Source organism: Streptomyces sp. Root1310, assembly GCF_001426425.1.
Taxonomy (GTDB): Bacteria; Actinomycetota; Actinomycetes; order Streptomycetales; family Streptomycetaceae; genus Streptomyces.
On record NZ_LMEQ01000001.1, the window covers coordinates 395200 to 416688 of the forward strand.

20 protein-coding genes and 1 riboswitch are annotated in these 21489 nt (G+C 73.2%); of the genes, 11 read left to right on the plus strand and 9 right to left on the minus strand.

All coding sequences use genetic code 11. The features are described 5' to 3' along the window. Positions 1 to 140: 140 nt before the first annotated feature. The 3 genes from ASD48_RS01815 to ASD48_RS01825 are packed head-to-tail and all read left to right on the plus strand — an operon-like array spanning position 141 to position 5076. Entirely contained in the window at positions 141 to 1175 is a 1035-nt protein-coding gene (locus tag ASD48_RS01815) for a MoxR family ATPase (RefSeq protein WP_057599555.1), read from the plus strand. Next, entirely contained in the window at positions 1175 to 2557 is a 1383-nt protein-coding gene (locus ASD48_RS01820) for a DUF58 domain-containing protein (protein ID WP_057599556.1), read from the plus strand. The genes ASD48_RS01815 and ASD48_RS01820 overlap by 1 nt, the downstream gene beginning before the upstream one ends. Then, positions 2554 to 5076: a DUF3488 and transglutaminase-like domain-containing protein gene (locus ASD48_RS01825; protein ID WP_057600950.1), complete on the plus strand. Its 2523-nt coding sequence runs from the start codon at positions 2554 to 2556 to the stop codon at positions 5074 to 5076. Before ASD48_RS01820 ends, ASD48_RS01825 begins: the two co-directional genes overlap by 4 nt. Before the next feature lie 273 nt (positions 5077 to 5349). Here the strand turns inward: ASD48_RS01825 and ASD48_RS01830 are convergent, their stop codons facing one another. From ASD48_RS01830 to ASD48_RS01840, 3 genes are all read right to left on the minus strand, one after another. Then, positions 5350 to 5763, minus strand: coding sequence for a DUF3040 domain-containing protein (locus ASD48_RS01830; protein WP_057599557.1), 414 nt, complete (start codon positions 5761 to 5763; stop codon positions 5350 to 5352). A gap of 276 nt (positions 5764 to 6039) precedes the next feature. Then, positions 6040 to 6867, minus strand: coding sequence for a methyltransferase (locus ASD48_RS01835; protein ID WP_054242857.1), 828 nt, complete (start codon positions 6865 to 6867; stop codon positions 6040 to 6042). 192 nt (positions 6868 to 7059) lie between these two features. Then, complete coding sequence (locus ASD48_RS01840; RefSeq protein ID WP_057599558.1) at positions 7060 to 7623, minus strand: SAV_6107 family HEPN domain-containing protein; 564 nt, start codon at positions 7621 to 7623, stop codon at positions 7060 to 7062. A gap of 174 nt (positions 7624 to 7797) precedes the next feature. Between ASD48_RS01840 and ASD48_RS01845 the strand changes: the two genes are divergently transcribed. From ASD48_RS01845 to ASD48_RS01865, 5 genes are all read left to right on the plus strand, one after another. Beyond that, the gene (locus tag ASD48_RS01845; protein ID WP_057599559.1) at positions 7798 to 8784 is read left to right on the plus strand and encodes an ATP-binding cassette domain-containing protein; all 987 of its coding nucleotides are present in this window, start codon (positions 7798 to 7800) and stop codon (positions 8782 to 8784) included. After that, the gene (locus ASD48_RS01850; RefSeq protein ID WP_057599560.1) at positions 8756 to 10840 is read left to right on the plus strand and encodes a YhgE/Pip domain-containing protein; all 2085 of its coding nucleotides are present in this window, start codon (positions 8756 to 8758) and stop codon (positions 10838 to 10840) included. The genes ASD48_RS01845 and ASD48_RS01850 overlap by 29 nt, the downstream gene beginning before the upstream one ends. Before the next feature lie 44 nt (positions 10841 to 10884). Then, positions 10885 to 11511 (plus strand): TetR/AcrR family transcriptional regulator, encoded by a 627-nt coding sequence (locus tag ASD48_RS01855; protein WP_057599561.1) that lies wholly within the window; start codon positions 10885 to 10887, stop codon positions 11509 to 11511. A gap of 435 nt (positions 11512 to 11946) precedes the next feature. After that, positions 11947 to 12564, plus strand: a complete 618-nt coding sequence (locus ASD48_RS01860; RefSeq protein ID WP_057599562.1) for a DUF4126 domain-containing protein — start codon at positions 11947 to 11949, stop codon at positions 12562 to 12564. Between the two features lie 38 nt (positions 12565 to 12602). After that, the gene (locus ASD48_RS01865; protein WP_057599563.1) at positions 12603 to 14075 is read left to right on the plus strand and encodes an NAD(P)/FAD-dependent oxidoreductase; all 1473 of its coding nucleotides are present in this window, start codon (positions 12603 to 12605) and stop codon (positions 14073 to 14075) included. Positions 14076 to 14138: 63 nt separating this feature from the next. Here ASD48_RS01865 and ASD48_RS01870 read toward each other — a convergent pair whose 3' ends face one another. The 6 genes from ASD48_RS01870 to ASD48_RS01895 all read right to left on the minus strand — a co-directional run bounded on the left by ASD48_RS01870 (position 14139) and on the right by ASD48_RS01895 (position 19118). Beyond that, the gene (locus ASD48_RS01870) at positions 14139 to 15176 is read right to left on the minus strand and encodes a hypothetical protein (RefSeq protein WP_057599564.1); all 1038 of its coding nucleotides are present in this window, start codon (positions 15174 to 15176) and stop codon (positions 14139 to 14141) included. 56 nt (positions 15177 to 15232) lie between these two features. Further along, entirely contained in the window at positions 15233 to 16156 is a 924-nt protein-coding gene (gene metF / locus ASD48_RS01875) for a methylenetetrahydrofolate reductase [NAD(P)H] (RefSeq protein WP_057599565.1), read from the minus strand. A 174-nt stretch (positions 16157 to 16330) separates the two neighbouring features. Next, positions 16331 to 16978: a thiamine phosphate synthase gene (gene thiE, locus ASD48_RS01880; RefSeq protein WP_057599566.1), complete on the minus strand. Its 648-nt coding sequence runs from the start codon at positions 16976 to 16978 to the stop codon at positions 16331 to 16333. Positions 16979 to 17062: 84 nt separating this feature from the next. Next, on the minus strand, positions 17063 to 17428 hold the full coding sequence (locus tag ASD48_RS01885; RefSeq protein WP_057599567.1) for an Rv2175c family DNA-binding protein: 366 nt from the start codon (positions 17426 to 17428) through the stop codon (positions 17063 to 17065). A gap of 59 nt (positions 17429 to 17487) precedes the next feature. Continuing rightward, positions 17488 to 18735, minus strand: a complete 1248-nt coding sequence (locus tag ASD48_RS01890; RefSeq protein WP_079073568.1) for an FAD-dependent oxidoreductase — start codon at positions 18733 to 18735, stop codon at positions 17488 to 17490. 32 nt (positions 18736 to 18767) lie between these two features. Next, complete coding sequence (locus ASD48_RS01895; protein WP_057599569.1) at positions 18768 to 19118, minus strand: hypothetical protein; 351 nt, start codon at positions 19116 to 19118, stop codon at positions 18768 to 18770. Between the two features lie 52 nt (positions 19119 to 19170). Beyond that, positions 19171 to 19281: riboswitch (TPP riboswitch) on the plus strand. On the opposite strand from ASD48_RS01895, the gene thiO reads away from it, so the two are divergent. From thiO to ASD48_RS01910, 3 genes are all read left to right on the plus strand, one after another. Next, positions 19279 to 20445 (plus strand): glycine oxidase ThiO, encoded by a 1167-nt coding sequence (gene thiO, locus ASD48_RS01900; protein ID WP_057599570.1) that lies wholly within the window; start codon positions 19279 to 19281, stop codon positions 20443 to 20445. It overlaps the preceding riboswitch by 3 nt. 32 nt (positions 20446 to 20477) lie before the next feature. After that, entirely contained in the window at positions 20478 to 20678 is a 201-nt protein-coding gene (gene thiS / locus ASD48_RS01905; protein WP_057600951.1) for a sulfur carrier protein ThiS, read from the plus strand. Between the two features lie 3 nt (positions 20679 to 20681). Next, positions 20682 to 21476, plus strand: coding sequence for a thiazole synthase (locus ASD48_RS01910; RefSeq protein WP_057599571.1), 795 nt, complete (start codon positions 20682 to 20684; stop codon positions 21474 to 21476). The last annotated feature ends 13 nt before the right edge of the window (positions 21477 to 21489 follow it).

A 21489-nucleotide genomic window follows, 5' to 3' on the forward strand; every position in this document is an offset into this window, starting at 1 on the left:
GACACGAATCGGTAACGGCAGCAAGAATGCGGGTGTGACGTCACGCTGAGCAGTTCGTGCACGGCGTCCGTGATTCGGGGTGGGCCGGTTTGCCGCACAGAGCGTCGGCCCGGAGAAAGTTTTGGGCCGAGGAGGGCCGGGTGACGACCTATGACGAGCGAGCGAGCCTCACAGATCTGACCGCCACTGTGGAGCGTGTCCGCAGTTCGGTGGAGGGAGTGATCGAGGGCAAGCCCGAGGTCGTACGGCTTTCGCTGACCGTGCTCCTCGCCGAGGGGCATCTGCTGATCGAGGACGTGCCGGGCGTCGGCAAGACGATGCTGGCCAAGGCGCTGGCGAAGTCCATCGACTGCTCGGTCCGCCGTATCCAGTTCACGCCCGACCTGCTGCCCTCGGACATCACCGGGGTGTCCATCTGGGACCAGCAGCGCCGGGAATTCGAGTTCAAGCCGGGCGCGATCTTCTCGCAGATCGTGATCGGCGACGAGATCAACCGCGCCTCGCCCAAGACGCAGTCGGCGCTCCTGGAGTCCCTGGAGGAGCGCCAGGTCACCATCGACGGGACGACGTACGAGCTGCCCAGTCCCTTCATGGTGGTGGCCACCCAGAACCCGGTCGAGATGGAGGGCACCTACCCGCTGCCCGAGGCCCAGCGCGACCGTTTCATGGCCCGTGTCTCCATCGGCTACCCGAGCCCGGAGGCCGAGCTGCAGATGCTCGACGTCCACGGCGGGGTCAGCCCGCTGGACGACCTCCAGCCGGTCGCGCACGCCCACGAGATCGTGAAGCTGATCGACGCCGTCCGCGGTGTCCACGTCGCCGACTCCGTCCGCCGCTACGCGGTCGACCTGGTCTCCGCCACGCGCACCCACCCGGACCTCAGACTCGGCGCCTCCCCGCGCGCGACGCTGCACCTGGTGCGCGCGGCCAAGGCGACCGCCGCCCTCAGCGGCCGGGACTACGCGCTCCCGGACGACGTCCAGAACCTCGCCGTGGCCGTCCTGGCCCACCGTCTGCTGCCCACCGCGCAGGCGCAGCTGAACCGCCGCACGGCGGAGCAGGTCGTCGAGGAGATCATCCAGCGCACCTCGGTGCCCGCGAGCCCCCAGCAGCACGGTTACGGACTCGGCCACGGCGCACAGGCGTACGGCCAGCAGCAGTCGCGGAGGCTGTGATGACCGCCGGGGGGACCGGGCAGCCGTCCACAGGTCATGGGGAGAAGGGCGAGAAGGGCGGCGCGCGCACGGCCCTGGCCGGTCTGACCACCCGCGGCCGCTCCTTCCTCGCCGCCGGCATCGCGGCCGCCATCTGCGCCTATGTGCTCGGACAGCCCGACCTGCTGCGGGTCGGGCTGCTGCTGGCCGCGCTGCCGCTGATCTGCGCGGCCGTCGTCTACCGCACCCGCTACCGGGTCGCCGGCAGCCGCCGGCTCTCGCCAGCGCGGGTGCCCGCCGGCAGCGAGGCCCGGGTCCACCTGCGGATGGACAACGTCTCGCGGCTGCCCACCGGCCTGCTGATGCTCCAGGACCGGGTGCCGTACGTGCTCGGTCCGCGCCCCCGCTTCGTCCTGGACCGGGTCGAGGCGGGCGGCCGCCGCGAGGTGTCCTACCGGGTCCGCTCCGATCTGCGCGGCCGCTACCCGCTCGGTCCGCTCCAGCTGCGCCTGAGCGACCCCTTCGGCATGTGCGAACTCACCAGGGCCTTCTCCACCTACGACACGCTGACCGTGATCCCGCGCGTGGAGTCGCTGCCGCCGGTCCGCCTGAGCGGCGAGGCCAAGGGGTACGGCGACGGGCGGCAGCGCGCGCTGGCGCTGGCCGGCGAGGACGACGTGATCCCGCGCGGCTACCGCTACGGCGACGACCTGCGCCGGGTGCACTGGCGTCTGACCGCCCGCTACGGCGAGCTGATGGTGCGCCGCGAGGAGCAGCCGCAACGCTCCCGCTGCACGGTGCTGCTGGACACCCGGGCCCTGTCCTACCAGGGCGCGGGCCCGGACTCCGCCTTCGAATGGGCGGTCTCGGGCGCCGCGTCCGTGCTGGTGCACATGCTGGAGCGGGGCTTCTCGGTGCGGCTGCTGACGGACACCGGCAACTCGGTGCCCGGTGAGGGCTCCGACGGGTTCGCGGGCGCGAGCCAGGAGTCGGCGGACGCGGCCGGGCTGATGATGGACACCCTGGCGGTGGTCGACCACTCCGACGGCACGGGCCTGTCCCGGGCGTACGACGTGCTGCGCGGCGGCAACGAGGGACTGCTGGTGGCCTTCCTCGGCGATCTCGACGAGGAGCAGGCGGCGGTGGCCGCGAAGATGCGCCAGCGCAGCGGGGGCGCGGTCGCCTTCCTGCTGGACGGCGACAGCTGGGGGCGTGAACCGAACGGCGCCTCCGATCCGATGAACAGGCAGGAGGAGCGGCTGCGGATGCTGCGCGAGGCGGGCTGGACGGCCCTCGGCGTGCCGCGGGGCGCTCCGCTGAACGAGCTGTGGCGCCAGGCGGACCGCGAGCGGGCGGGCGTGACGACGACGAGCGGGACGAGCGGCGGGGAGGGATGGTCATGAGCGGGCGGGCCCGACTGACGCTGTGCTCGGCGGCGGCGACGCTGATGGCCTCGTGCGCCCTGCTGCCCCTCGTCACCCCGGCGACCTGGCTCATCCAGGCCGCTTTCCTGCTGGCCGTCCAGTCCGGGGTGGGCGCGGCGACCCGGCGGGTGCCGCTGGCCCGGCCGCTGACCGTGGCCGCCCAGACCCTGGTCACGCTGGTACTGCTGACCCTGCTCTTCGCCCGGGAGCACGCCCTCGCCGGTCTGATCCCCGGCCCGGAGGCCTTCCGTCATTTCGGTGACCTGCTCCAGACGGGCACCGACGACGTGGGGCGGTACGCGATCCCGGCCCCGCTGTCCGACGGCATCCGGCTGATGGTGATCGGCGGGGTGCTGGTGATCGGTCTGGCGGTGGACACCCTCGCGGTGACCTACCGCAACGCGGCCCCGGCCGGCCTGCCGCTGCTGGCGCTGTACTCGGTCGCCGCGGGCCTGTCCGAGGGGGTGACCGACTGGCTGTGGTTCCTGGTCGCCGCGGCCGGCTATCTGATGCTGCTGCTCGCCGAGGGCCGGGAACGGCTCTCGCAGTGGGGCCGGGTCTTCGGCGGGGCGCCGCGCGGTCCGGGCGGACAGGCCGGCCCGGTGGCCCCGGTGCGCACCGGCCGCCGCATCGGCATGGCCGCGCTGGGTGTCGCCCTCGTGGTGCCGCTCCTGCCGCTGCCGGCGATACAGGGCGGCCTGCTGGACGGAGCGGGCACCGGCGTCGGCGCGGGCAACGGCAGCGGGGGCACGATCTCCGCGGTCAACCCGCTGGTGTCGCTGCGCGACAGCCTGAACGTGGACGAGGACCGCACGGTCCTGACCCTGCGGACCACCACCAGCAACATCTCGGACCTGTACCTGCGGATCGTGTCGCTGGACGACTTCGACGGCACGACGTGGAAGCCGGCGAAGCGTCACATCATCGCCGTGCCGGACGAGTTCCCCTCCCCCACCGGTCTGGGTCAGGACGTCAAACGCACCGAGGTCACGACCCGGATCGCGGCCGACGCCGGTTACGGCCAGGACTGGCTGCCGATGCCCTACCCGCCCAGCAGCGTGCAGATCAAGGGCAACTGGCGGTACGAGCCGGTCGGCATGACCCTGGTCGGCGACCACGGCCAGAAGACCAGCGGCAAGACGTACCAGGTGACGAGCCTCGATGTGCAGCCGACGGCGGAGCAGCTGGCCTCGGCGCCCGAGGCGCCCGGCTCCGTGAAGAGCACCTACACCAAGGTCCCGGACTCCCTCCCCGCGGTGGTGGCGCGGCAGGCCCGGGAGATCACCAAGGGCGCCACCAGCGACTACGAGAAGGCGGTTGCGCTCCAGGACTACTTCGCGGTGACCGGCGGCTTCGAGTACGACACCGAGGTCGAGGTCGGCAGCGGCCCCAACGCGATCGCCCGCTTCCTGGAGGACAAGCAGGGCTTCTGCGTCCACTTCTCGTTCGCGATGGCCGCGATGGCCCGCACGCTGGGCATACCCGCGCGGGTCGCGGTGGGCTTCGCACCGGGTTCCCCGCAGACGGACGGTTCGCTGGCGGTGGGCCTGAAGGACGCGCACGCCTGGCCGGAGCTGTACTTCGAGGGCGTCGGCTGGACCCGTTTCGAGCCGACCCCGACCCGGGGCACGACGCCCACGTACACGCTGCCGGACAGTTCGGGCGAGACCGTTCCCGACCTGCCGCAGGCCTCCCGCTCGGCGGACGCGGCGCCTTCGGCCGCCCCCTCGGCGAGCACCAGCTGCTCGGCCCAGGACAAGAAGCTCGAGGGCTGCGCCGCCGCGCTGCCGCTGGACCCGACGGAGCTGGACGGTGGCGGTACCCCCTGGTACACGATCGCCGGATGGACGCTGCTGGGGGCGGCTGCGCTCGCCCTGCCGCTGCTGCCGATGCTGTGGCGGGTGAGACGACGTGCGGTGCGGCTGGCGTCCGCCCAGCACTCCGCCTCCTCGCCCGCCGGGCCACCCCCGGGCCGGCGCAAGGAGGGCGGGGCGAGCGGGGACGGCCGGCAGCCGGGCGACCCCGGTCCGGCGGTGCTGCTGGACGTGCCGCCGCAGGAGGCAGGTGAGGCGGCTGTCGGGCACGTGCTGGCGGTGTGGCGCGAGCTCACCGACTCGGCCTGGGACTACGGCATCGAGCCGGACGACGCGCTGACCCCACGGCGCGCGGCCGCGCGGATCGTCCGGATCGGGGAGCTCGACGAGACGGCGGGCCGTTCGGTCCACCGGGTCGCCGGCGCCGTGGAGCAGGTGCTGTTCGCTCCGGAGCCCAGGGCCGAGGCCGGTCTGGCCGACGACGTCCGCACGGTACGGGGGGCCCTGCGCGAGCGGGTCGGCTGGACCACGCGCGTGCGCGCCGTCGTGGCACCGCGTTCGGCCATCCGCGCGATCTGGGACCTCAACGACCGCTGGACGGCCCTCAAGGCGTCCTGGGCGGCCCGTCTGACGACTCTCGTACGCCGCCCGTCCGGGCCGCGGAGCCAGGAGCAGGGCGGCTGAGGAAGGGCCAGGGGCCGAGCCGGCGTCCAGGAGGACCCGAGCTCGGCCCGAGCGGGGCCCGAGCACCGGTTTGAGCCGACGTCCAGGCGGGTCGTGGTCGGCCCGAGCCGGGTCCCAGCGACGGTCGATCCGACCTGAACACCGCCTACGGCCCGCGACGACTCGGCGAGAGCCGGGGACGCGTGCGGCTGGGGCGGTGAAACGTTGAGGGGGCGACCACCCGGCCGGGTGGTCGCCCCCTCAACGTTTCTTCGCACGGGGGTGGTGCTGCGGTCAGTGACCGCCCTGCTCGTCACGGCGGCGCTGCCAGCGCTGCTCGATCCGGTCCATCATCGAGCGCTTCTGCCGACCCTGACCACGACTGTGCGGGGTACCCGGGGCTCCTGCGGCACCTGCCGCGGGTTGCTCGCCCGGCTTGGGCGCCTTGCGCCAGCCGGTCACGGCGAGAACCGCGCAGCCCAGCATGACGAGGAAGCCCATCACGCTCAGCCAGACCTGCTTGGCGACCATACCGGCCATGAGGAGCGCGATACCCACGAGGAAGCCTGCGACCGCCTGGTAGACCCGCCGCCGGGTGTACGTACGCAGCCCGCTTCCCTCGAGCGCCGACGCGAACTTGGGATCTTCGGCGTACAGCGCTCGCTCCATCTGCTCGAGCATGCGCTGCTCGTGCTCCGAGAGCGGCACGGAGTCCTCCTCATCGTGCAGTCGCCGGGGCGACCCGGGGGGTCCCTTCAGGATAGGCAGGGAATCGCCCCCGTGAAACCCGCCCCTCTACGCCAATTGGCCAACCGGAGCCCGTCATGGACGTCCCGGCTCGCTGAGGATTCCATTCCCCATGAGCCGACCCGTCATGCCGGGCGGTCTCCCTCGATCATACGGCGCACTGCGCCCGAACGGGGGGCCTGTGGCGTACTCCATGCGCGGCCAAGGCCCTGATCAGCGGTGCGCCCCAGGCGGCGCTCAGCTCCCGTCGGCCCCTTGCGTCTCCCCCAGCACGTGAAGCTGGGTCGCCACGGAGTGGAAGGCCGCGAGTTCGGCGGCGGCCTCCTCCAGCTTCAGCAGGGCTTCCATGGCGCCGGGCTCGGTGTCCACGAGCACGCCGGGGACGAGGTCGGCGAAGACGCGCACGCCGTGCACCGACCCGACCCGCAGGCCCGCGCCCTCGACCAGGGCGGTGAGCTGCTCGGCCGTGAAGCGGCGCGGCACGGGGTCACCCTCGCCCCAGCGGCCGTCCGGGCCGGTGAGGGCCTGCCGGGCCTCCTTGAAGCGGCCGGCGAGGGCACGCGCGAGCACGGCTCCGCCGAGTCCGGCGGCGAGCAGGCTGAGGACGCCGCCGGAGCGCAGCGCGGCGACCACGTTGCGGACGCCCTCGGCCGGGTCGTCCACGTACTCCAGGACCCCGTGGCACAGGACCGCGTCGTAGCCGCCCCGCTCGACCACGTCGAAGAGCCCGTGGGCGTCGCCCTGGACACCCTTCACCCGATCGGCGACGCCGGCCTCGGCGGTGCGGCGCTCCAGGGCGAACAGCGCGTTGGGACTGGGGTCGACGACGGTGACCCGGTGCCCGAGGAGGGCGACGGGCACCGCGAAGTTCCCGCTGCCGCCACCGGTGTCGAGGACGTCGAGCGACTCACGCCCGGTCGTCTTGACCCGGCGCTCGAGGGCGTCCTGAAGGACCTCCCAGACCACGGCCGTACGGAGGGCGGCGCGGGGCCGAGGGGGGTCGGAGCGTAGCGGCGTCGGGTGCGGGCTGGGGTGGGAGACGGGCGGGCGCATCGGGTCCGACACGGCAGTTGACTCCTCGGCGCGGCACCGCCTCTTGCGCGGCGGAGCGAACGGGCTGCCTTCCCGGCCCGGTCCGGCCCCGGACCGCCGAGCGGGCGGGGCGGGGTGGGCCGCGGGAAGGCTTCAGGCGCCTTCCACCCTATTGCCTCCGGCGCCTTCGCCCGGTCACGGTGGTGCACCCCGGTGGCGGGCATGTCAGCCCGCGTCCGGCAGGTCGCGCCCCGCACCGGAGCCGTCCGGGTCGTCGCCCTCCTGGCGCGGCTGCGGGAGGACCGGCTGGAGCACCAGCATGCGTTCGACGAGGCGGAGGAACATCGCCACGTCGCGGATCAGGTCGTCGGCGTCCCGACGGGTGGCCGCGCCGTGGATGCCCGCCTCGGCCCGGGCACGGCGCCGGGCCCCGGAGGCGAACAGCGCGCTCCACTCGGTGAGTTCGGGCGCTATCTCGGGGAGCACTTCCCAGGCGCTCCGGATGCGGGCCCGGCGGCGCGGGGCGGGATCGGGGCGGCCCCGGGCGGCGAGCACGGCCGCCGCGGTGCGCAGTGCCGCCAGATGAGCCGTGGCGTAGCGCTCGTTGGGGGTTTCGAGGACGGCCGCCTCGTCCAGCCCGGCGCGGGCCTGGGCGAGCAGGTCGAGGGCGGCGGGAGGAGCCGTGGTGCGGCGCAGCACGGGGTGCACATCGCTCGCCGGGCCGTTCAGTGAGGGGGCAGGGCCGGTGGCGCGGCGCCGGTTTGCGGCGGCTGCGTGGTAGGTGGCCATGACGAACCTCCTGTCGTCTGTGTGACGGCACGCCCGATACGGGTTGCCGTATGTGCCCATCGTGGGGTATGGCACTGACAATCCGTTCTGACCTGCGCTTTTGCTTCGATCGAAGGTTCGGGCTAGTTTTTGCACTGACCAGTCAGTTCAAATAGTCGTCAATCAGGGGGACCTGTGGACGGAGTCGGTGTCACCGCCGACGGCTTCGGGCTCCGAGGCCCTCGCGGATGGGCGTTCCGGGGCGTGGGCCTCGACGCGGAGCCGGGCTCGTTGATCGCCGTCGAGGGGCCGTCAGGCTCCGGGCGGACCAGCCTGCTGCTCGCCCTCACCGGGCGGATGAAGGCCACCGAGGGGACGGCGACCGTGGGCGGGTCCCGGCTGCCGAAGCACCTGGCCGCCGTGCGGCGCGTCAGCGCGCTCGCGCACGTCGCCGGGGTCACCGACCTCGACCCGGCCCTGACCGTCGGGGAGCACCTGCGCGAACGGGCGCTGCTGGAGCGGCGGTTCGGCGGCCCCGTACGGGATCTGCTGCGACCGCGTGCGGAGCGGGCGGTCGAGGTGGGGCTGCGGATCGACACCGCGCTCGCCGCCGCCGGGCTCGACCGGGAGGCCCTGCCCAAGGGGTCGCGGACCGCCGTCCGCGATCTGGAACGCATCGAAGCGCTGCGACTGTCCGTCGCGCTGGCGCTCATCGGACGCCCCGGTCTGCTCGGTGTCGATGACATCGACCTGAAGCTGACGGACGCCGAGCGGGAGGAGGTCTGGGCACTGCTCGGATCCCTCACCGAGGCGGGGACGACCGTCCTGGCGGTGTGCGGCGAGGCCCCCGAGGGCGCGGTCACGGTCTCCACCGGCCCGGCGGCCGCCCCGCTCGACCGGGACGAGGCCGCCGAGGCCGCCGACCGGGAGAACGCCGGGGCCTCTGCCCGGGAGGACGGCATCGGGGCCTCCGACGGGCCCACCGCCGAATCCGCCGGAACGACAGCCGGGTCCGGCGACTCAGCCGAGTCCGGCGACTCCACCGGGTCCGGCGACTCCACCGGGTCCGGTGAACCCACCAAGTCCGGTGAACCCACCAAGTCCAACAGGTCCACCCGGTCCACCGGGTCCGAGCAGGAAGAGGAGAAGACGGATGCGATCGCCGAGACTGGCCGCGCTTGAGCTGCGGCGCTTCGGCCGGGGCAAGCTCCCCCGGGCCGCCCTCGTCGCGCTCCTGCTGCTGCCGCTGCTGTACGGCGCGCTGTACCTGTGGTCCTTCTGGGACCCGTACGGCCGCCTGGACCGCATTCCCGTGGCCCTCGTGAACGACGACAAGGGCGCCACCGCCGACGGCAAGAGGATCAGCGCCGGGGACGACATCACCAAGGGCCTGCGCGACAGCGAGGTCTTCGACTGGCACGAGGTGAGTGCCGCCGAGGCACGCGCGGGCGTGGAGGACGGCAGGTACTACCTGTCGCTCACCATGCCGGCCGACTTCAGCGGGCGGATCGCCTCCAGCTCGGGCGACTCGCCCGAGACGAGCGCCCTGCAGGTGCGCACCAACGACGCCAACAACTACATCGTCGGGCAGATCTCGCGAACGGTCTTCAGCGAGGTGCGCACGGCCGCGTCCACGAAGACCTCGCGGTCCTTCCTGGACAAGATCTTCGTCTCCTTCTCCGACATCCACGGGGCGACCGCGAAGGCCGCCGACGGGGCCGACGACCTCACCGGCGGTATCGGGAAGGCCGAGAAGGGCTCCAAGGACCTCGCCGACGGGCTGAGCGACGCCAAGGACGGCAGCGGCAAGCTGGCCAAGGGCCTCAAGAAGCTCGACAAGGGCGCCGACGACCTGGAGGACGGTTCGCAGAAGGTCGCGGACGGCACCCAGACGCTCGCCGACAAGGTCAACGGGGTCGCCGACACCCTGGGGCCCTTCGTCAAGGACAACGAGAAGACCATCGGGGACACCGCCCAATTGGTCGCCGACTCGGCCAAGGTGATCCGCGACAACCTCGCCGCCCTGGTCAAGCTGGCGCCGACCGCAGCCGAGGGCGCCCACACGGCCTCGGACACCCTCGCCGCCGTCCACGAGGCGCGCTGCGAGACGCCGGTACTGCCCGACCCCGCGTGCGCCGACCTGAAGAAGGCCAAGGACGCGGCCGCCGACGTCGCGAAGGTCGCCGACGACCTCAACACGCTGATCGCCGACCAGGACGGCGACCTGAAGACGCTCCGCACGAACCTCGCCGGCCTCCAGAAGCAGGCGCAGTCGCTCGCCGACAGCGCCCCGCACCTCTCCGAGGACCTCGACGACGCCGTGACCAAGGTCAACGCGCTCAACACCGGCGCCGCGAAGGTCGCCAAGGGCGCCAAGAAGCTGCACACCGGGCTCGGCACGGCCAAGACGGGGTCGGTCGACCTCGACGAGGGCGTCACCAAGCTCGAGACCGGCGCCCAGGACCTCAACGGCGGCATCTTCAAGCTCTCCGACGGCTCCGGAAAGCTCGCGGACGGTCTGCACGACGGTGCCGAACAGATCCCCGACTACGACGCGCGGCAGCGTGACGCGCGCACCGCCGTCATGGCCGACCCCGTGCAGCTCGCCTCCAAGGACCTGCACAAGGCGCCCAACTACGGCACCGGCTTCGCCCCGTACTTCATCCCGCTGTCGCTGTGGGTGGGCGCGATGGTGGCGTACATGCTGATCGCGCCGATGAACCGGCGCGCGCTCGCCGCGGGCGCCCCGGCGTGGCGGATCGCGCTGGCGGGCTGGCTGCCGGTGGTCGCGATCGGGGTGCTCCAGACGACGGCCCTGATGGCCGTACTGCACTGGGCGATCGGCCTGGAGATGGCGCGGGCAGCCGGCACGGTGGGCTTCCTGTTCCTGGTGACGGCGTGCTTCGCGGCCCTCGTGCAGTGGCTCAACGCGCGCTTCGGCGCAGCGGGCCGGATCCTCGTACTCGCCCTGCTGATGCTGCAGTTGACCTCGGCGGGCGGTACCTATCCGGTGCAGACCAGCCCCGGCTTCTTCAACGCGATCCATCCCTACCTGCCGATGAGTCACGTCGTCGACGCGCTCAGGAGGCTCATCACGGGCGGTGGGCTGACACCGGTGTGGCACGCGTGCGTGGTGCTCGTCGCCTTCACCGCGGGCGCCCTCGCGCTGACCGCCCTGTCGGCGCGCCGCCGCCAGGTGTGGACACTGGACCGGCTGCACCCGGAGCTGAGCCTGTGAGGATCGGGCGTCCGGCGGGCCGGGTTCCTGTGACAATCAGGACCATGGAAAGCAGCACCACCCCGGGCGGCAGCACCCGCCGCGAGGCCACCCGGCAGAAGCTCTACGAGGCAGCCGTCACGCTCATCGCCGAGCAGGGCTTCTCCGCGACGACCGTGGACGAGATCGCCGAACGGGCCGGCGTCGCGAAAGGCACGGTCTACTACAACTTCGCGAGCAAGTCGGTCCTGTTCGAGGAGCTGCTGAGGCACGGCGTGGGCCTCCTCACCGCCTCGCTGCGGGAGGCGGCCGAGCGCACCGCGCGGGAGGGCGGCAGCAAGGTCGACGCCCTGGACGCGATGGTCCGCGCGGGCCTCGTCTTCATCGACCGCTACCCGTCCTTCACCCAGCTCTACGTGGCCGAGCTGTGGCGCACGAACCGTGCCTGGCAGTCCACCCTCATGGTGGTCCGGCAGGAGGCGGTGGCCGTCGTCGAGGGGGTGCTGCGCGAGGGCGTCGAGAACGGCGAGTTCAGCGACGAGATCGATGTCCCGCTGACGGCGGCCGCCCTGGTGGGCATGGTGCTGGTGGCCGCGCTGGACTGGCAGGCCTTCCAGCCGGAGCGCTCCCTGGACGACGTCCACTCGGCGCTGTCCCGGCTGCTCCAGGGACGGGTGAGCGGTCACCGGTAGCCCACGCGCGCGTGGTGCGGGTCCGCACCACGCCACGCGCGCGTGGGTACGCGCGTGAACACACGAAAGCGCCGGTCCGCGGTGGCCCCGTCCCCCGTGGGCCGCCCCGAACCGGCGCTTCCTCGTGCTCCCCCGTTTCCCCCGTTCCCCCGTTGCCTCCCCCGTTGTTCCCCCGTGCGGTCGTTCCCCCGGGGTGCCCCCCGCGTCTCACTCCCGCCGAACCGGCCGGCGGAAGGAGCGGATCGAGGGCCGCTCCGTTCCGGCGCCCCGTGTCGCCGGTGCCGGAGCCGCGCCTCTTTCCGTGCCACCACTCTCTCGTTCGCGCAGGTCCGCCCCCATCCGCGCGCGTACTCAACTCACCCACTAGGTACGCGTACTCAGCCCTGCGCACTCATCCCCAGGACGCCGCGCGGCCGACTGGTTACGATCGCGTCCGTGTCCGTACTCCCCCTTGTGTTCACCAGCGGCTGGGCCAGCGGCATCAACGCCTACGCGGTGGTGCTCCTGCTCGGCGTGTTCGGCGCGACCGGACTGAGCGAAGACGTTCCCGAGACGCTCCAGCGGCCCGAGGTGCTCATCGCCGCCGGCTTCCTGTTCCTGTGCGAGGCCGTCGCCGACAAGATCCCGTACGTGGACTCCGCGTGGGACACCGCGCACACGGTCGTCCGGCCCGCGGCGGGAGCCTGGATCGGGGCGGTGCTCGCCGGGCAGAGCGGTTCGCTCTCCGACGCGGCGGCCGGTCTGCTCGGTGGTTCGACGGCGCTGGCCAGCCACGCCGTGAAGGCCGGCACCCGGATGGCGGTGAACTCCTCGCCGGAGCCGTTCAGCAACGTGATCGTGAGCCTGGCCGAGGATCTCGGGGTCGCCGGGATCGTGACCTTCGCGATCTTCCACCCGGAAGCGGCCGCCATCATCGCCGGTGCGCTGCTGCTGGCCGGTCTGGCGGTCCTCTACCTCCTCGTCTCGCGGATCCGCCGGTTCCTGCGGCGCAGGTCGCAGCGGCGGGAGGAACGCCGGCTCGCCCGGCTCCCGTGGCCGCCGCCACCGGGCTGACGGCATGACTGTCGGTGGCGCCCGATAAAGTCGCCGGCATGGCAGGGATTGCGGTGATCGGCGCCGGGATGGGCGCGCTGACGGCGGCCGCCCGGCTGGCCGTCGCGGGCCACCGGGTGACGGTGTACGAACGTGCGCAGACGTACGGCGGAGCGGTGCGCCGCTTCGAGCGGGACGGGTTCGGTTTCGACACCGGCCCCGGTCTGCTGCCCCTGCCCGCCGTCTACCGCGACCTCTTCGTCAAGACCGGCAAGGAGCCGCTGGAGGCGTGTGTCGAGCTGGTCCAGGTCGATCCGTCCGCACGGCACGTCTTCGCGGACGGCACCGAGGTATCGCTGCCGAACGCCTCGCGCGCGGGGGTCGTCACCGCGCTGGACGCCGCGCTCGGGGCGCCGGCCGGGCAGCGCTGGGGCGACTTCCTGGTCCGGGCCCGCGAGGCCTGGGACCGCACCCGCCGTCCGCTCCTGGAGGAGCCCCTGTGGGACGACTGGTCGGTGCTGGCCGCCCGCGAGCCCTACCCGGCGGTCCCGCACAAGCGCCTGCTGCGCACCCGCCGGGCGGGCACCCTCGCCGAGGTCGGCACCTGGGAGCTGCGTGACCCCCGGCTCACCGCGCTGCTCGATGGCCACGCGCTCGCGTACGGCCTGGACCCGCGGGTCACCCCGGCGAGCGCGGCCGTGCTGCCGTACATGGAGCACGCCTTCGGCACCTGGTACGTGCGCGGGGGGATGCGGGAACTGGCCCGAGCGGTCCACGAGCGGTGTCTGGCCCGCCGGGTGGAATTCGTCTTCGGCGCGGAGGTGACCCGGATCCTGGAGAAGGACGGCCGGGCGGTGGGCGTGGAACTCGCCGGGGGCGAGGTGCGGGAGGCTGACTTCGTGGTCGCCCCCGGCAGCGCCGGCGGTCTGCCCGCCCGCGCGGACGGCGAGGTCGCTCCCCAGCGGGACCTGCCGAGCCGGCTGACCGTGCTGCTCGCGCTGCGCGGCGCCCGGCCGGAGGGGACCGCGCACCGGACGGTGGTCCACTCGGTGGACCGTGACGGCGAGTTGGAGAGTCTCTTCGGTACGGCGCCGTCAGTGCCCGCGCGGCCGACGGTGACGGTCCTGCGGCCCGACGACCCCGCCCTGGTCCCGGACGGCGCCCACGAGGCCGTCACGCTGGGCGCGGTGGTGCCCGCGGGCGCGGAGATTCACGACGCGCACGTGGACGTGCTGATCGCCGTGGCCGAGCGAGCCGTCCCCGGTCTGCGCGACCGCGTCCTGTGGCGCGAGACGCGCACCCCCGCCGACATCGCGCGGGAGACCGGCGCGGCGGGCGGGGCGGTCCCGGCGCCGGCCCTGGCCGCGGCCGGCGGGCGGCTGCTGCATCCCGCCAACTCCACAGGTCTGCAAGGGCTGTTCACCGTCGGTGGCTGGTCGCACCCGGGCGGCGGACTGCCGCACGCGGGGATGTCGGGCGCGCTGGTGTCCGGGCTGATCGTGGAGGGCCCGCAGTTCCGGGGCTCCCAGTGAGCCACCGGGGTTCCCGGCGGCGGCCCTGACCCCAGCAGACGTTCCGGGGAGGACGCGCGGCCGTCAGAACCGGTACTGCTCGTCGTAGCCGGTGCCCTGGCCGTGGCCCTGTTGCCGGCCGTCGCCCTGGTACGGGTACTGCTGCTGCTCGGGCGGGAGTTCGCCGCCCAGCGGGTCGTCGGTGCTGCGCTGTTGCGGGACCCAGACGCCGCCGGCCGGGGTCTCCCCGTAGCCGCCGGTGCCGTACTGCTCCTGGCCGTAGCCCTGCTGCCCGTACTGCTGCTGGCCGTAGCCGGCGTCGTAGGAGCCTCCGCCGTAGGTCTGGGTGCCGATGTACGGGTCGGAGTAGGCGGCGTACTGCTGCTCGCCGGTGGCGTCGTAGCCGTACTGCTGCTGGTGGTACCCGTTGTACGTGTCGTACCCGTAGTTCTGGTCCGTGCCCTGGGCGGCCGTCGCGTACTGGTCCTGGGGCTGGCCCTGCGACTGGCCCTGGCCGCCCGCGGCCGCGTACGCGGTGTCGCTGTATATGCCGTAGGAGCCGGTGTCGTCGGGCAGGGGCTGCGGCTCGTACACGGACGTGGTCTCGGCGGCCGAGGGGTCGGTGCCGCGGGCCGCGGGTGTGAAGACGTCGTCGCGGTCGTAGTCGTCGTCGCCGAAGGCGCTCTTGTCGCCGAAGCGGTTCCCGTCCTGACCGAACGTCACGTCGTCGGTGCCGTACTGCGCGTCGGAGCCGATACCGGCCTCGCCCGCCTCCAGGCCGGAGACCTCGAGTGTCGGGTCCTGGCGCTCGGCCTTGCCGCGGCGCCGCTTGGTGACGGTCCCGCCCTCACCGTCCGTGTCCGCGTCCCCGCGCCGGAAGGCCCAGCCCTCGGCGAAGCCGCGGCGGAACGAGAGCGTGACATAGGTCTGGCCGACCGCGAAGGCGGCCGCGCCCAGCGCGATGACGACGACCGACGGGATCAGGACACCGAGGACCACGCCGAGGAAGCCGACGAAGGCCAGCAACCGCCAGCGCAGCCGCGCCTTGTACTGCAGCAGAACCTCGCCGAGCAGCCACAGCGCGACAAAGCCAAACGCGATGTAGAGGACCGTCCAGCCCATGTACGCCCCTCTCCCAGTGGCCGCTACGCAGTGTGTCGTATGTGAATGCGACCGGTCTAGGCCTGCGGCGGATGGTGCAGGCCCAGGTTCTCGTAGATTTCCAGCGTCGCCGTGGAGTTGTTGAGCGTGATGAAGTGCAGTCCGGGCACTCCCTCGGCCAGCAGCCGTGCGCAGAACTCCGTGGCGAAGTCGATGCCAATGGAGCGTACAGCGGCCGGATCGTCTTTGGCTGTGAGGATCCGCTCTTTCAGGGCGGCCGGGAAGTGGGCGTTGCTGAGCTTGGGCAGGCTTTCCAGCATCTTCACACTCGTCACCGGCAGGACCTCGGGGATGACCGGAGTCACACAGCCGGCCGCCTCGACGCGGTCGCGCAGCCGCAGATAGGACTCGGGCTCGAAGAACATCTGCGTGATGGCGTAGTCGGCGCCGGCCCGGCACTTGTCGACGAAGTGCGTGACGTCCGTGTCCCAGTCGCCGGAGCGCGGGTGCATCTCGGGGAAGGCGGCGACACCCACGCAGAAGTCGCCCGACTCCTTGATGAGCCGGACGAGTTCGGCGGCGTACGTGAGGCCCCGGGGGTGCGGTACCCACGCGCCCATGGGGTCGCCGGGCGGGTCGCCGCGCACGGCGAGCATGTTGCGGATCCCGGCGTCGGCGTACTGGCCGATGATGTTGCGCAGCTCGGCGATGGAGTGGTCCACTGCGGTGAGGTGCGCGACCGGCGTGAGGGTGGTGTCGACGACGATCTGCTGGGTCTCCCTGACCGTGGTCGCCCGGGTGGAGCCGCCGGCGCCGTACGTCACCGAGACGAAGTCGGGGGCGACCGCCTCGACCCGGCGCAGCGCGTTCCACAGGCTCCGCTCACCCTTGGGCGTCTTCGGCGCGTAGAACTCGAACGAGTACGTCGTCTTGCCGGTCGCGAGGATGTCGCGCACGGTGCGCGCGCGGTCCGTCCTGGTGGATGCGGTTCCTAGGGCCATACCCGCAGGTTAGCCAGGGGTGGGCGGTCCCCCAACCCGATGCGGGAAATTTGCCCGTTTTGTCGACTTGTTGTCCACCCCTTGGGACAGCCGTACCAGACGTGTCAGAGGTGTCGGTCAGAGGTGTCGGACGTGCCGGCCGTGCGCCCGAACCACCGGCCGGGGCCGAGCGGGTCACGCCTCGCGCAGGCGCTTCGCGAACTCCGCCGCCGCGGCACCCGGGTCGTCCGCGTCCGTGATCGCCCGGACGACGACGACCCGGCGGGCGCCCGCCGCCAGTACCTCGTCCAGGTTGCCGAGGTCGATGCCGCCGATGGCGAACCAGGGGCGGTCGGTGCCCAGGGCGGCCGTGTGCCGCACCAGGTCGAGGCCGGGGGCGGGCCGGCCGGGCTTGGTGGGGGTGGGCCAGCACGGGCCGGTGCAGAAGTAGTCGACACCCTCCTGGACGGCGGCGGCCCCGGCCTCCGCCTCCGTGTGCGTGGAGCGGCCGACGAGGACCTCCTCGCCGAGGATCGCGCGGGCCGCGGGGACCGGCAGGTCGCCCTGGCCGAGGTGGAGCACGTCGGCGGCGGCCGCGTGCGCGACGTCCGCGCGGTCGTTGACCGCGAGCAGCCTGCCGTGGCGGGCGCAGGCGTCGGCGAACACCTCGAGGTGCTCCAGCTCCTCGGCCGCCTCGATGCCCTTGTCACGCAGCTGGACGATGTCGACACCGCCCGCGAGGACCGAGTCCAGGAACTCCGGGAGGTCGCCCTGGCGGGTGCGGGCGTCCGTGCAGAGGTACAGCAGGGCGTCGGCCAGGCCGGCGCGGGCGGTGTCGGACATACGGAATTCCCCCCAGGGCGGTGGCGTACGGGAGCGAGCGGCCCCCGTACGCCGTGCGTGTCGGTTCGTACGCGTCGTACGCGGTCAGACGGCGAGCGCCTGGGCGCGGCGCTTCACCTCCGTGCCGCGATTCTCACTCAGGGCCTGCGCGGGGGTGCCGGGCAGGCTCGGGTCGGGGGTGAAGAGCCACTCGAGCATCTCTTCGTCCTTGAAGCCGTCGTCCCGCAGCAGGGTCAGGGTCCCGACCAGGCCCTTGACCACCTTGTCCCCGTCGATGAAGGCGGCGGGGATGTGCAGCGCGCGGTTCTCGCCTCGGCGTACGGCGATGAGCTGGCCGTCCTTGATCAGCTGTCGGACGCGGATCACGTCGACATCCATCATTTCCGCGATGTCGGGCACGGTGAGCCAGGCGGGGACGAGAGCATCGGTCTTTGCGTCAATCTCGGTCACGGGAACAAGCCTGCCATCTGCCGCTGACAGTCGGAAACCGGGCCGGTCCAACCAGGCGGTCAGACCGCCGCCGTCGCGGCCTTCAGAGGCCTCGCCGGGTCCGCGAGGAGCCGTGGGTTCATGGGCGTGCCCGCCTGGATCAGCCGCTTGCCCTGGGCGAGGTCGCGCGCCCGGCCCACGGCCAGCAGGGCGACCAGCCGGTCGTCGCGCAGCCAGCACACCGACCAGGCCGGTCCCGACGGGTCGCCGCGCCACAGCACGTGGTCGGCGGCGGCGTGGTGCCCGGCGTACTGGACGAAGCGGCCGAACTGCTCGGACCAGAAGTACGGGACCGGGTCGTACACGGCCAGGGGCTCGTCGGTGGCGGCGCCCACGATGTTCGCCGCGACCGTGCGCGGTCCCTGGAGGGCGTTGTCCCAGTGATGCACGAGAAGCCGCTCGCCGTACCGCCCCGAGGGGAAGGAGGCGCAGTCGCCGACCGCGTACACATCGGGCACGGAGGTCCGCAGATGGACGTCGGCCACGACCTCGCGGTGGGCGCCGAGCGCGACGCCCGAGCCCGCCAGCCAGGCGGTGGCGGGGCGGGCGCCGATGCCCACCACGACGGCGCCCGCGGGCAGCCGGGTGCCGTCGTCCAGGACGACCGCGCCGGGCTCGACGCGCTCCACGCGCGCGTGGGTGCGCAGCTCGATGCCGCTGTCGGCGTACCAGGTGGCCATCGGGGCGGCGACCTCGGCGGGCAGGGCCCCGGCCAGCGGCCGGTCGGCGGCCTCGACGACGGTGACCTCGCAGCCTGCCTCCCGCGCGGCCGTGGCGAACTCGGCGCCGATCCAGCCGGCGCCGACGACCACGATGTCGTGCTGCCGGGCGAGCACGGGACGCAGCCGTTCGGCGTCGTCCAGGGTGCGCAGCAGGTGCACGCCGGGCACGCCCTCGGCACCGGGCAGCCGGATCGGCTCGGCGCCGGTGGCGAGGACGAGGACGTCGTAGGGGACGGGCCCGGCCTCGGTGTCCAGCTCGTGGTCGGCGGGGCGAAGGCCGCTGACCTCGCGGCCGAGCACCAGCTCGATGCCCAGGCCCTCGAAGTCGACGTCGAAGGCGGAGCCCTCGGCGTTGCCGAGCAGGACGGCCTTGGACAGCGGGGGCCGGTCGTAGGGCTGGTGGGGCTCCGCGCCGATCAGTGTCACCGTGCCGTCGAAGCCCTGTTCCCGCAGGGCCACGGCGGTCTGCACCCCGGCCATGCCCGCGCCGACGACCACCACGCGCCGCCCGGACGGACCGCCTTGTTCCTGCCTCTGCTCGCTCACCTGATCACCTTAGGCGGCTGACGAATCGTCAGTCAGCCGTCGTGCGTCGTGACCTGCTCCACAACGCTGGTGCCGCTGCCCTCCTGCGACTCCCACGCCCAGCTCTCCTCGAGCCGCACCCGTCCGTCCGCGAGCTCCACGACCGTCGAGACGCAGTGCCCCGAGGACGTCGTCCCGTCGTGCTTGAGCTGTACGTACCGGAAGTCGAGCCGGTCTCCTTCCCTGGTACCCACCAGATGCCCGCGTACGACGTCACCGCCCGTGTACTCCGCCCAGATCGCGCCGCCGCGCTCGTGGTAGGTGAAGCGGGTGCGGGTGCCGACCTGGCCCGGGGCCTGGTCGGCGACGGGCGCGAGGACGAGGCCGTCCAACGAGCGGGGCATGACGAAAGGCTCCCTTACAGAGGCGCCGGACCACGGGCTAGGGTGGCCAACCTAGAGCACACGCGGGAGTCCGGACGCACCGGGCTGAGAGGGAGGCTGGCGGCCTCCGACCGTCGAACCTGATCCGGGTCATGCCGGCGAAGGGAGGGGCTGGACGCCCATGTCGTCTCCACGTACGTCAGACGTCCTCGTCATCGGGGGCGGGATCATCGGGCTGGTCACGGCCTGGCGGGCCGCGCAGCGCGGCTTCGCCACGGCGGTGGCCGACCCGGCACCGGGCGGCGGGGCCGCCCAGGTGGCGGCCGGGATGCTGGCCGCGGTCACGGAACTGCACCACGGCGAGCAGACCCTGCTCGGCCTCAACCTGGCCTCCGCCCGCCGCTACCCGGAGTTCGCGGCCGAGCTGACGGAGCTGACCGGGCACGACCTCGGCTACCGGCGCTGCGGCACGCTCGCGGTCGCGCTGGACTCCGACGACCGCGCCCACCTGCGCGAGCTGCACGCACTCCAGCAGCAGTCGGGGCTGGAGTCGGAGTGGCTGTCCGGGCGGGAGTGCCGGCGCCTGGAACCGCTGCTGGCGCCCGGGGTGCGCGGCGGACTGCGGGTCGACGGCGACCACCAGATCGACCCGCGGCGGCTGACCGCGGCGCTGGTGGCCGCGTGCGAGCGGGCCGGGGTGTCCTTCCACCGCGTACGGGCCGAGCGGCTGTCCGTCGTGGGCGAGTGCGCCACGGGGGTCGTCACCCGGGACGGTACGGCCCTGGCGGCGGGGCAGGTGGTGCTCGCCGGCGGCAGCCTGAGCGGACGGCTCGCGGGGGTGCCGCAGGACGTGCTGCCGCCCGTACGGCCGGTGAAGGGCCAGGTGCTGCGGCTGACCGTGCCGCCGCGGTACGCGCCGTTCCTGAGCCGGACCGTGCGGGCCGTGGTGCGCGGCAGCCAGGTCTACCTGGTCCCCCGCGAGAACGGCGAGCTGGTCGTGGGCGCCACCAGCGAGGAGCTGGGCTGGGACACCACGGTGACGGCGGGAGGCGTGTACGAGTTGCTGCGCGACGCCCATGAGCTGGTCCCGGGGATCACCGAGCTGCCGCTGACGGAGACGCGCGCGGGGCTGCGGCCCGGGTCCCCCGACAACGCGCCGCTGCTCGGGCCGACGGAGCTGGCGGGACTGCTGCTGGCCACCGGCCACTACCGCAACGGCGTGCTGCTGACGCCGGTGACGGGTGACGCGATGGCGCACGCCCTGGCCACCGGGGAGCTCCCGGAAGAGGCCCGTCCCTTCACGCCCCGGCGCTTCCGCGCCGCCGCACTCTCGGAGCAGCCCGCATGAACGCCCAGGAGAACGCCCGGGAGGGCGCCCACGTGCATGTCTCGGTGAACGGGGAGCGGCGCGCGTTCGCTCCCGGCACGGCCCTCGACAGCGTCGTACGGTCCCTGACGCCGGCGCCCTCCGGGGTGGCCGCCGCGCTCAACGAGACCGTGGTCCCGCGCGCGCAGTGGCCGTCCACGGCGCTGCGCGACGGCGACCGGGTGGAAGTCCTGACCGCGGTCCAGGGGGGCTGAGCCATGGCCGACGATCCCTTCGTCCTCGGCGGCAGGTCCTTCTCGTCCCGTCTGATCATGGGCACGGGGGGTGCGCCCAGTCTGGAGGTGCTGGAGCGGGCGCTGGTGGCGTCCGGGACCGAGCTGACGACGGTCGCGATGCGCCGGGTGGACCCCTCGGTGCACGGTTCCGTGCTGTCGGTGCTGGAGCGGCTCGGCATCCGGGTGCTGCCGAACACGGCGGGCTGTTTCACCGCCGGGGAGGCCGTGCTGACGGCCCGGCTGGCGCGGGAGGCGCTGGGCACCGATCTGATCAAGCTGGAGGTCATCGCCGACGAGCGCACGCTGCTGCCGGACCCGATCGAGCTGCTGGAGGCGGCGGAGACGCTGGTGGACGACGGGTTCACGGTGCTGCCGTACACGAACGACGATCCGGTGCTGGCCAGGAAGCTGGAGGACGTGGGGTGCGCGGCGGTGATGCCGCTCGGCTCGCCGATCGGCTCCGGGCTGGGCATCCGCAACCCGCACAACTTCCAGCTGATCGTCGAGCACGCGCGCGTGCCGGTGATCCTGGACGCCGGGGCGGGCACCGCCTCGGACGTGGCGCTGGCGATGGAGCTGGGGTGCGCGGGGGTGATGCTGGCGTCGGCGGTGACCCGGGCGCGGGAACCCGAGCGGATGGCGTCGGCCATGCGGGCCGGCGTCGAGGCCGGGAGGCTGGCCCGGCTGGCCGGACGGATCCCGCCCCGCTACTTCGCGGAGGCGTCCTCGCCCCTGGAGGGCCGGGCCGTGCTGGACCCCGAGCGCCCCGCGTTCTGACCTCCGCGGCGCT

Excerpts from the sequence above, each read along its gene's own strand:
- ASD48_RS01820 (WP_057599556.1), top strand. The coding sequence starts at position 1,175 with ATGACCGCCGGGGGGACCGGGCAGCCGTCCACAGGTCATGGGGAGAAG.
- ASD48_RS01825 (WP_057600950.1), top strand. The coding sequence starts at position 2,554 with ATGAGCGGGCGGGCCCGACTGACGCTGTGCTCGGCGGCGGCGACGCTG.
- ASD48_RS01840 (WP_057599558.1), bottom strand. The coding sequence starts at position 7,623 with ATGGCCACCTACCACGCAGCCGCCGCAAACCGGCGCCGCGCCACCGGC.
- ASD48_RS01850 (WP_057599560.1), top strand. The coding sequence starts at position 8,756 with ATGCGATCGCCGAGACTGGCCGCGCTTGAGCTGCGGCGCTTCGGCCGG.
- ASD48_RS01855 (WP_057599561.1), top strand. The coding sequence starts at position 10,885 with ATGGAAAGCAGCACCACCCCGGGCGGCAGCACCCGCCGCGAGGCCACC.
- ASD48_RS01865 (WP_057599563.1), top strand. The coding sequence starts at position 12,603 with ATGGCAGGGATTGCGGTGATCGGCGCCGGGATGGGCGCGCTGACGGCG.
- ASD48_RS01870 (WP_057599564.1), bottom strand. The coding sequence starts at position 15,176 with ATGGGCTGGACGGTCCTCTACATCGCGTTTGGCTTTGTCGCGCTGTGG.
- metF (WP_057599565.1), bottom strand. The coding sequence starts at position 16,156 with ATGGCCCTAGGAACCGCATCCACCAGGACGGACCGCGCGCGCACCGTG.
- thiE (WP_057599566.1), bottom strand. The coding sequence starts at position 16,978 with ATGTCCGACACCGCCCGCGCCGGCCTGGCCGACGCCCTGCTGTACCTC.
- ASD48_RS01895 (WP_057599569.1), bottom strand. The coding sequence starts at position 19,118 with ATGCCCCGCTCGTTGGACGGCCTCGTCCTCGCGCCCGTCGCCGACCAG.
- thiO (WP_057599570.1), top strand. The coding sequence starts at position 19,279 with ATGTCGTCTCCACGTACGTCAGACGTCCTCGTCATCGGGGGCGGGATC.
- ASD48_RS01910 (WP_057599571.1), top strand. The coding sequence starts at position 20,682 with ATGGCCGACGATCCCTTCGTCCTCGGCGGCAGGTCCTTCTCGTCCCGT.